The organism is Deltaproteobacteria bacterium (assembly GCA_016874735.1).
Taxonomy (GTDB): Bacteria; Bdellovibrionota_B; Oligoflexia; order Oligoflexales; family CAIYRB01; genus CAIYRB01.
This window is the reverse complement of sequence record VGTI01000009.1, coordinates 13,010-23,842: the sequence shown is the minus strand read 5'-3', so window position 1 is coordinate 23,842 and position 10,833 is coordinate 13,010. Positions and strand designations below refer to the sequence as shown.

Annotated in this window: 5 protein-coding genes; 4 read left to right on the top strand and 1 reads right to left on the bottom strand. The window is 51.7% G+C overall.

Annotation, left to right across the window (positions count from 1 at the left end; genetic code table 11):
- Positions 1 to 3: 3 nt before the first annotated feature.
- Positions 4 to 1,560 carry a hypothetical protein gene (locus FJ146_06800; protein MBM4251661.1) on the bottom strand — a complete coding sequence of 519 codons (1,557 nt, stop codon included), beginning with the start codon at positions 1,558 to 1,560 and terminating at the stop codon, positions 4 to 6.
- 192 nt (positions 1,561 to 1,752) lie between these two features.
- Between FJ146_06800 and FJ146_06795 the strand changes: the two genes are divergently transcribed.
- From FJ146_06795 to FJ146_06780, 4 genes are read left to right on the top strand one after another with little or no spacing between them, the layout of a single operon-like run.
- Positions 1,753 to 3,267 carry a DUF1566 domain-containing protein gene (locus FJ146_06795; protein MBM4251660.1) on the top strand — a complete coding sequence of 505 codons (1,515 nt, stop codon included), beginning with the start codon at positions 1,753 to 1,755 and terminating at the stop codon, positions 3,265 to 3,267.
- A 13-nt stretch (positions 3,268 to 3,280) separates the two neighbouring features.
- Positions 3,281 to 7,162, top strand: coding sequence for a tetratricopeptide repeat protein (locus tag FJ146_06790; protein ID MBM4251659.1), 3,882 nt, complete (start codon positions 3,281 to 3,283; stop codon positions 7,160 to 7,162).
- 37 nt (positions 7,163 to 7,199) lie between these two features.
- Positions 7,200 to 10,334: an efflux RND transporter permease subunit gene (locus FJ146_06785; protein MBM4251658.1), complete on the top strand. Its 3,135-nt coding sequence runs from the start codon at positions 7,200 to 7,202 to the stop codon at positions 10,332 to 10,334.
- Positions 10,331 to 10,828: a hypothetical protein gene (locus tag FJ146_06780; GenBank protein MBM4251657.1), complete on the top strand. Its 498-nt coding sequence runs from the start codon at positions 10,331 to 10,333 to the stop codon at positions 10,826 to 10,828. Before FJ146_06785 ends, FJ146_06780 begins: the two co-directional genes overlap by 4 nt.
- Positions 10,829 to 10,833 lie beyond the last annotated feature (5 nt).

Genomic DNA, 10,833 nt, shown 5'->3' with positions numbered 1-10,833 from the left:
AATCTACCAAGCGATCGATATTCCAGCGCCACCGTAGCTCGCGATGGTCCGCACGACAAAGCCGCTGGGAACCTCAATGTCCATGCGCGTATCTTCGCGGTACCAAAATCCAAGAAACGACAAATTGATATGGTCACGCTCATGGCCTAATTTAATACCGGGCGCGAATCCGTCAAATCCGATCCGCTGCGACACCGCACTTTGGCCCAAGCGCTTTGTTAATCGCCCGGCCGTGATATCCTGGGCTACCCAACCAGTGGCCACCCATCCGTAACGGATCATTTCTCCGCGAGCCTCGACGCCAAAACTAAATCGGTTCGCAGCGCTAAAGTCTAGAATCTCAATCCCACCGATCTCATTAATTAAGGGAAGCCGTGCGCTAAGCCGCCATCCGCCTATTTTAGGTGCGATGTCTATCCTGTCGAGTAGGATATTAGGCTCAAATATGAAACCGTAGCCAGCGATCAAATGACTCGATTCGTAAAAAAATTGCTGCCCCTGTAGATCTTTACTTACCCGCGGAATACTGTCGTAATAAAGCCTGAACCCTTTCATCGGTCCACTGCGGAGTTCTGTTAAAACTCCCATCATTTTGGCACCGACCAAAAGATCATCACGCCGACTTACGAGCGACTTAGCAAAGCGCAGCCCCACGTACCCCGACGCCGTCGATTGCCGCAAAAGTGAATCTTTAAGTGACTGGCCAGCTTTAAAACTACTCTTGCGGTTTTGCAGTAAAGTTTTATAGCGCTTAGATAAGGCGGATACGATCCTAGTGTATTCGGGCGCCCCAGGACCAATCGGCTTGGCTAGTATCATCGTGCCATTACCTGGTAGCGGCGTAGTTGCATCACTGAAATGCCAGACTTCACCCTCCTCAGTACTCTCAAGTAGGGCCGGCGCCTGCTCTTCTAAGACCCAGCTATTGCCTACTTTGGCCTTAAATAGCTGCAAGCGCGCCGGCGTTTTTAGCCCTCCCACCGCATCGCTGCCAACCTTCAAGTAGCCGCCACTGAGGATCGCATGCGGATCCTCAAACATAGCGACCACAGGCAAACGCACCAGCAGAGCTAAGGCCAGGAGATTCACAAATTCGGGGTCGTGCACAAACTCAACCAGCCAAGGGGAACTCGGCAGTCTCAGACGCCCGACCTCGCCAAGTTGCGACTGAGCATCTCCCGGTGCTCCCACTGAACCTGGATCCACCATGAGGCTGAAGTCAGTGACCTTGTCACCCTCCTCAACCATCAATATCCACGCTGAACTACCCTCAGCTCCACCGATCAAACGGCCATTGGTAAAACATCCAAATTTCGGGAAGAGCCCAAATCCCCACGGTCCCTTGCCTGGTCCAAGTGCAGCACCGACTGCACCACAAGATTTGCCTAATACCTCGGGATCCCCTCGCAAATTAATCGGTTTAGCTTGATCGTTCCAAATTATGCGCAGATAGGAGGTAGGCCAAATTTGATTAGCAGCTTTTGCCTCGCAGGTGAATACGATCGTGAACGCCAGCAAAGTGCTGGCTACATGCAATATTGCGACGTATTTTCTTGTCAAGTTGACCATCATACCAAACGACCGGACGACCGGACGACCAGGGCCACTACTAAAGACAGTTGCTTCATACCTGCGGAATACACGTTGCCCGTGGCAAGATTAAAACATATAATATTATAAACATTATACTTTTTAAGTGCCCTCCCGGCTAGCCACTCCTTCGTAAGTTCAAACAATTAGTCCAAGCGCAGCATGACAACTACATTCAATCGTCACCACGTTATTTTGGTCACGCAAGTCTGCATTACTTGCCTCGGTCTTCTTGCATGTATGCACAAAAAGTCAGCGCAAGACACTGCTAGTGGTACACAAATGAGCGTACCCGGATGGCTCGATCTTAGCACCAGCACGGATGGCAAGACTCGTCAGCAATGCCCATCGCAATTGAGCGATGTCAACGATGAGGTGCAATGCGCGTACAAAGACGCCAGCACGGGGCTCATCTGGAGCAGCCGCGCCCCTGGGCAAGATGGCTTTCGCGAGGCGCGAGAATATCTCACCTGGAGCGAAGCAAAATCTGCGTGTGAAAAGCTAGGCCAATGGAGCGGTATGGATGGCTGGCGCCTACCGACTGAAGCAGAGCTAAACAGCGCATTCCTGACACCGTCGGGTACCATCAGACAATCGGGACTTCTTGGACTGACGGATCGCATAGCTAGCTTCGGCCCGTTTCCGAAATATAGCCTCATCTGGTCATTAAATGAGGACTCCAAAAATGCCAATCAAGCAAAAGCCCTGCTCCGCGGCGGAGGCAATATCAGTATCGGTACCGTAGCTAAGGATATGGCGCGTGGATGGCATTGCGTTCACTCATCGGCCACTGCGATTGAGCCCCAGAGGCAGGTGGCCGAGCCAACCATCCAGCTCACCGAACCGTCACCAGAGCCAAGGACGCAATCGGAGCGACCAAGGTTGCCTCCCATGAAACCTTCCCCGCTCAATGGCGACGAACTAAAAACCTCGTCCATGCTTTCGCAGAGTAGCACGGGGATAGCGGCTCCCAAGTGGACTATCAAGCCTATCAATGATTTCGATCGCCTGAGCTTCATTTTAAACACCACCGACTTACCACCGCCTCAACCCGCGCAAGAGACGCATAAAAGAGAAGTCGCGCGAATCGCTCAGCAGCCTTCAGACGAAACGCTCATGACTCCAGAACTACCGACCAACCTGACGAACCAGAAAAAAACCACTACCTCGCAGCAGGGCTTTGTTAAGGCACTAAGAAACGCCTTCGCCAAATTGGGCGCAGCTCATGCTATCGATGATCGCGGTCGACTCATTCTCAACAAAGCCTCGGGAATACGCTTCCCAAGCGGCGAGGGCAACCTGAGCAAATCAAGCCTGCCGCGAGCAAAGATCATGCTTAGAACCTATGCCGAGGTACTGCTAGCCGAATTGCCTGAATCGGCAACGACAGCACGGTTAGCGGTCATTGGATACTCCGTCCCAAGCCTTAGGATGAACCCCGCCGCAACGCAGCAGGCCAATAAAAAAATTAGTCGGATTCGCGCAGACCTGATCCGCACTCTGATTGCAGACTTCAATATTTGGCCGCCAGATCAAATCAGTATTGACGGCCTAGGCAATATCAACCCGATCGAGCGCAAAGACCATACCGAAGGCGCATGCGGCATTTACGATTGTGAACTAAGTCGCAGAGTAGAAGTAAGCCCTATCTTTAAAGAAACTCAAAAAACTCAGTAGAAAGTCCCGGTGATTGTTTAGCAAAACCAAGTACAACCTAGTCTATTTCACGTGGTTGGCATTAGGACCCACGACGTGGAGCCATGTCGCTGCCGCCGCAGCATTCACTCTCGGGCAAACCTATCTACCACTGGCTCATTGCTCACCGGATATTGAGGAATTCATTGATTACATGAACCCGGTCGACGGAGCGGTTAGCCAAGAAGATTTGAGCTCAAAAATCGCAGAAATAAGCCAAGAGGTTATCGAACACGAGCATAATCTTTCAGACCCAGATGTCACCGGGTACAAGAGGCATGTCAGCCTCATTAAGCTCGGTAATCTATATCTGCAAAAACATGCTCTAATTCAAGAGCAGCGCCATCAGATCTCAGATCGTCTTAGTCGGTGCAGCAAAAAAGACGCCGTTCCTAAACCCCCATATTACGGTAACGCGCCAGAACTCCGCAGCGCACTCTCAACTTTTAGGCGAGCGATTTCGGAATTCCCGGATCTAGCAGGGACTGACGCAGCCTCTTACGGAGTCATTACGAGTTCAGTCCGTGCCATGAATGATAATGCCCCCACACTTTATCAGTTATTCCAAAATCGTTACCCCAAATCAACTTGGATACCGCTCACGCATCTTGCGATGGGCGATTATTTCTACCACCGTCGTGATTGGCCCAGTGCCTTTGCAGCATTAAGTAAAGCTGCCCAATCTAGCAACCGGGTTGCCAAGCCATATGCTTTGTATAAGATTGCCTGGCTACGCATGATCACACTAAGAGGATCACTGGCCGAGCAACAAGTTGAGGTGCAACGATCCATCAGCGAGATGCAACAGGCAGTCACATTTCTCGGACAACAAAAACCAAGAATGTCTCGGTACAATTTAGCCAAGGCATTACTGGCAGACCTTGCGTTTATCTGGGCAGAGCAAAATGACATCGAGCAAGCTGCAAATTACTTCCAAACCGTGGGTGCGACAGCTAGCCTTAAAATCTACTTGAACCGCCTTGCGACGCGGCTAGTTGCCGCCCAAGACCTTGCTGGTGCTGCCAAGGCCTACCTCAGACTTGCGCACGACGATCCCAACAATCCAGACAACGCAGCAGTATATGAGCAGTTACTCGTATGGAGCTACGCGGCAAAAGATCCCGAACGTATCCTAGATACTCTGCGTGATATGGTAGCCCAACACCTTGGCGACAGCGCTTGGCGCCAGAACTTTGAGGGCGAGGATCAGGTTCTCAATGCTAGTCAGCGGGCCGTCGAAAGAGCCCTTAAGAGATATGGCCTCACTTTACTCGAAGACGGCTCCAATACGGGCAATCGCGCCCTGCTTGCCGCAGCGGCAGAAATTTTGGCCATGTATTTGGGACAATTCCCAACCGGTCATTCCGCCTATGACGTCCGTTTCACCTACGCTGCAGCTCTTGCCAAAATCGGGAACCACCGGGACGCTGTGCAGCAGTATTTGCAGGTTGCCAAAAGCAAAACAGATCAAGGTACACACTATCGGGAGGCCTGGCTAAAGGCCATGACCGAGCAACAAATCCTTGTAGCCGTGAATGTCCCCAAAAGGCCGACAGACGGCCCAGCAGAGGCACAAGAATTACCAGCTGAGATCAGACAACTGATGCAGATTATCGATGACTCCCCCATTTTTGTTCCTCACGAATCCGTACAAGCAGCCGCCAAACTACAGGTGGCAGAGCTCATGATCACATACGGGCAACTAGGTCTAGCGGCCGAACGCCTTGGACGTCTGGCTTCAGAGTTCCCAGAGACCACCAGCGGCCAGCTCGCACTGCTGAGACTACTCGAAGATTACCAAAAACAATCGGCCTGGGAAGAAATTATCTTATGGTGTGAACGCTTCGAAGCGACCCTGGCGACCACCCAATCCACGGTGCTGCCCACCGTGTCGGGGCATCTCAGGCGTGCCATGTTAGAGCGGATCAAAAGCACTCTGACTAAGGCGGAATATAAAAACGCAGCCAAACTATCTAAAGCTTTTAATACTAGGTTCCCCAGTGACTCTGAAGAAGAAACAGTGACCTATAACGCCGTGGTTGCCCTACTAAAGGCAGGTCTCTACCTTGATGCAACTCAGTACGCCACTCAATTTATGGCAAAAAAAACCAACGCGGCGTCGAGAGCCAATCTACAGCTTCTGATCGCTGACGCAAACGCCCAAATTTTCAATTTTGCGGAAGCCGTCAGTTGGTATCAGCAGTTTGTGAACTCTTTTCCATCCGATGCTCGAGTGCCTACCGCGCTGTACAATAGCGCCGTCGCCGCCAGAGCGGCCGGCAATCATCAGCAGGCAAGTCTGATGTTTGCGACTTTTGCCCGCAATTTCTCCCATGACCCGAGAGCTGATCTAGCTCTGATGGAAAGCGGCAGGCAGTTACAACCCACCACTATAAGCAATCAGTCGCGACAGAATTACAGTGATATTCTGCAGCCAGACCGTGGTGGGGAGCGTTTAATTGCCGCAAAACCCCCAACACTTAGCCCCGTAGACCTTGAGAATCGCAAAAACTACTGGCAAACCCTCAAAAGGATGTCGCAAAGACATAAGTCAAGAGATCAAAATGGAGCCTTTGCACGTAGCTTGGCCGCATCAATGTTTAACTTAGTATACGAAGAAAGCCTCCCCTTTCTTGGACGCCTCGCCACAAATGTCGAGAAATTTAGCGTAGACATCCGGACCAAAAGCAATGCCATCAAGGGCATTGCTACTGCCCTAGAAGATGTACGCGGCGCAGGTGACACGGAGTTTAGTATCGCTTCCCACATTCTGGAGGCTCGACTCAATGAATCCCTGGCTGCAGGTCTATTCGCTGCCCCAGAGGTAGCTTCTAAGTCACGCGACAATGCAAATACAAAGGACACCTGGGAACAAGAGGCACTGGTCGCGCAGGAAAAAGCTGCGCGCAGTTACACTGCCGCCGCTAAACTTGCCGAATCCACAGCAAATATGTCACCTTGGGCCCGCTTTGCCCGTCAGAAGGTGGCCTCAGGTGCCAAAGGCGGCGAGTTCCGCGAACTCTACGCGCCACCGCTCTTCCTCGCCTATCGCAGTGCAACCGACACCGGGGGAGCCCAGGGCATTCTCTACAGGCTGGACCGCGAGGTGCGCCCCGATCGTCTGGTGGGTATTGCCATACGCGAGCAAAAACAGGCCATCGACACCCTGCGCACCCTGCCAAATGACACCAATGCTAAACTACAGAAATCACTCTCAGAGATAGCCCTAGGCCAAGCACAAAAATCAATACCCGATCTCATGCGAGTCCTCGGCAGTGACCCCAAAAATGCCAATGCCAGAAAGATACTCGCCGCGGCGCATCTACTTACCGGCAATCTCGATGCGGTGGACAGTATTTTGGGAGCTTTCAGTGCCAAGAGTCCAGCCGATAGTGACGCCCTCACGCTCCAGGGCGTGGCTGCGACCTTGCGGGCTGACTACGGTGTAGCTCGCGGCTTTTTTGAAGCTGCGATTGCCACCAACCCTAGTGATGCGGCAGCCTATTTAAACTTAGGTCTACTTTACTTGGAATTTAGGCAATTTGATCAGGCTGAAGCAGCGTTAAATCGCGCTCTCGCCTTGGCCAAGGGTGACGGCACTCCAGCGCTGCACCTGGCAATAGTAAAGTCTATTGAGGGCGATTTGCCGGCAGCATCGGCGCTCCTGGACAAAGCCAAAGAACTGGGCACTGACACCGAAATTCTAGCGTTCAATAGAGCTGCCGTCGCCCTCAAGGTAAAAGAATTTGATTTAGCCCTCGAGTACCTATCCAGATACAAATCCCTCACCAAAACAAGCCCACTGAAACAGCAACGAGCCGACATACTCCGGAGCGCGATAGAGACCGAGAGAGCCATTTACGAATCCCATCATTAACGCCTCCTAGACGCCGTTTTCATTGCAGGTTGAGTGTATGCTAGACGCCATCATACGCTTCTCCCTAAGACACAGACTCACTGTGATCATGGCGACAGCTTTGCTCGTCGCCTACGGTGTCTGGGCAAGTGGAAAACTACCGGTCGATGTGTTCCCAAACCTAAGTCGCCCCACGGTCGTGGTTCTGACCGAAGCACAGGGTCTCGCCCCCGACGAGGTAGAGACCCTGGTGACGACACCTTTGGAAGCGAGCCTGAACGGAACTCCCGGCGTCACCCGCCTAAGGTCGACGAGCGGAATTGGACTATCGATTTGCTACGTCGAGTTTGACTGGGATACCGACATCTACCGCAATCGCCAGCTTGTAGGCGAGCGGCTACAAATAGCCCAAGCGCGTTTACCGCGCGGCGTCCAACCGATTATCGGACCTATCACATCGATTATGGGAGAGATTCAATTTATAGGCTTGCAGCCCAAGGATAACTTGGTCTCCCCAATGGATCTGCGATCATTGGCAGACTGGAATCTTAGGCCTCGCTTGATGGCCATTCCCGGGGTCAGCCAAGTCGTGGTGATGGGTGGCGACGTCAAGCAATATCAAATTCTCGTTTCCACCGACAAATTACAAAAGAAATCTGTGTCGCTAGAAGAGCTACGCCGCGCACTCACGAGCATCAGTGAAAACACCACAGGCGGATTTCTCGATCTCGATGGTCGCGAATATCTGATTAGGCCTCTGGCACGCGTACACCGTGTAGAGGACATCGAAAACTCGCTCGTCGGCCTACACTTTGGTAAGCCAGTGTTGGTTAAAGACGTGGCTACGGTAAAAATTGCGGCAAAAGTCAAACGAGGACTCGCCTCTATTAACGCCGCTCCAGCTGTCATTTTAACAATTCAGAAACAGCCCCAAGCGAGCACTCTAGACTTAACCAAAGCCATTGATAAAGAAATCGATCAAATTCGTCGGACTCTTTCCGACCGGATTGAAATTCAAAATGACCTTTTCAAACAGGCGCATTTTATCCGGGCAGCGATTGATAATGTCCAAGGGGCTCTAAGAGACGGCATCCTCATTGTAGGCGTTGTGGTCTTTATCTTTTTAGTAAATATCCGTACTACCGCCATTACGCTCATCGTGATCCCGGTGTCCTTACTTGTCACCGCGACTGTCTTTTATTACATGGGTATAGGCGTCAACACGATGACCCTAGGTGGCCTAGCTATCGCCATTGGAGAGCTCGTTGATGATGCCATAGTAGATGTCGAAAACGTGGTCCGTCGGCTACGCGAAAATCGCAACCGCCAGCAACCGCGGCACGCCCTGCTGGTGATCTACGAGGCTTCCTCAGAGGTACGCAATTCGATTGTATTCTCGACAGTCATTGTCTGCCTCGTGTTCGCGCCCCTCTTTGCCTTAGGCGGGATCGAGGGACGTCTCTTCATTCCTCTGGGTGTGGCTTACGTCGTGTCTATACTGGCGTCATTAGCAGTGTCCTTAACGCTGACGCCGGTTCTCTGTGCTCTATTTCTGCGGCATGCCACATCCACAGCCATTCAAAATGAGAGCTTGGTCGCCCAGCGCTTGAAACAGTTTGGGCGGAAAGTGATGGACATCGCACTCCCGCATCCCTACCTCGTGATATCCATGATGGCTCTACTTATGGGTATAAGCCTTAGCTTGCTGCCGCAAATGGGACGCAACTTTCTACCGAAGTTCAATGAATCCACTGCTACCATTGGCCTCGCTGCCACTCCCGGTATTTCTCTCGCTAGCTCTGACGCCAAAGGAATTGAGGCAGAAAATGCTATTCTATCGGTACCCGAGGTTAAATCTACAGTAAGGCGCACCGGACGGGCCGAGATGGATGAGCACGCGGAGGGCATTCATTGGAGCGAAATTGACGTCGATTTCCATCCAAGCGGCCGCAGCCGACCTGTCGTCCTAGATGAGATCCGGACCAGACTTGAATCGATCAAGGACGTCTACGTCAATATCGGTCAGCCCATCAGTCATCGACTCGATCACATACTGTCGGGAGTTCGAGCCGAGCTAGCCTTGAAAGTATTTGGTCCAGATCTTGCGGAATTGCGACGTCTTGGCGGCGAAATTCAAGATGTCATCTCAGGAATTAAAGGTCTAGTGGATCTTCAACCTGAACCCCTGGCACTGATCCCCCAGCTAAAAATTGCAGTCGACCGCAACCAAAGCAATATTTATGCGATAAAAGCCGGTGGTCTAGCAAGCGACCTTGAGTTAGCCCTCCGCGGCGAGACTGCGAGTACAGTACTAGAAGATCAACGAGCCTACGATATTTTCATGCGCCTTGACGACCATTCGCGCGCATCACCCGAAAAAATAGGCGCTACCCTAGTCAAATTCATGCCCAATGGGGAACCTGTCCGACTTGCCGATGTTGCCGCAATTTACAAAGGCACCGGACCCAACATGATCAACAGGGAAAACATGCAACGACGGATCGTCATAGCTGCGAATACAGACAATAGAGATATCGGCAGTGTCGCCTCAGAGGTCCTGACCGCCGTAGAGAATGCCGTTAAGATACCGAGTGGATACTACCTCAGACTGGATGGTCAATTTGCGAATCAAATAGATGCAGCTAGACGCATCAAAGTACTTGCGACTCTAGCGCTGATTGCGATTTTTCTTGTGCTGTATTTTCACTTCCACTCAATTATTCTGGCGCTCCAAGTCATGCTCAACATCCCTCTAGCATTTATCGGCAGCACGATAGCCATCTACCTGACCGATCGCACCATCTCAGTCGCAACCCTCATAGCACTCGTCACATTATGCGGCATTGCTTCCCGTAATGGCATTATGATGATCACCCACTACTTACATCTGATCGTTGAGGAAAAAATGACCTTCGGCCGCGATCTTGTCGTCCGCGGGACACAGGAGCGCCTGATCCCAGTGCTGATGACCGCGTCGACAGCCACACTGGCATTGCTACCCCTACTCGCAGCAAAGGGGTCCCCTGGCAAAGAGATACTCTACCCAGTAGCCGTGGTAATCATCGGAGGACTCAGTACTTCGACCTTACTAGACCTAGTAGTGACACCGACTATTTTCCTTAAGTTTGGACGGTCGGGTGTCCAAGCCTATTTAAAAAATCGCCATGAGCGAGAAGAGGAGATTCTAACATGAGATCCTATGCTTCACTTGTGCTTGTGACTGCCTTTGCTACCACGCGTTTGTTGGCCCATGAAGGCGGGCACCACCCAGCTGTGACGGACGGCGGACACTATGGTGGGCTCGTAACCGAATTAACAGCAAAGCACGAGGCGCACGATCATGATAGTGACCACAATCACAAACATGTTCACAGTCACTCACATGAGCATGAGTCAAAATCCAAATTCAAAGCCGAGTTAGTCAGAGCCACCGACCGCACCGTTCACCTTTACATTTACAATGATGCGATGAACCCTCTCGATCCCAAAAAACTCGGAAACGAAGTTAAAGCCACACTCGCACAGGGCAGCGGTAAGAAGACTAAGAGGGAGATGTTCTCGCTCAAATTTAACGGCAAGAGTTATATGGGAGTGAGCCCCACAATCATCCAGAAACCGTACGCCATGGAATTCATGGTACCTATCGAGGGACAGGAGCAGCAAGCATCGTTCACGAATCTTGATTGATCTCG

Excerpts from the sequence above, each read along its gene's own strand:
- FJ146_06780 (MBM4251657.1), top strand. The coding sequence starts at position 10,331 with ATGAGATCCTATGCTTCACTTGTGCTTGTGACTGCCTTTGCTACCACG.
- FJ146_06785 (MBM4251658.1), top strand. The coding sequence starts at position 7,200 with ATGCTAGACGCCATCATACGCTTCTCCCTAAGACACAGACTCACTGTG.
- FJ146_06795 (MBM4251660.1), top strand. The coding sequence starts at position 1,753 with ATGACAACTACATTCAATCGTCACCACGTTATTTTGGTCACGCAAGTC.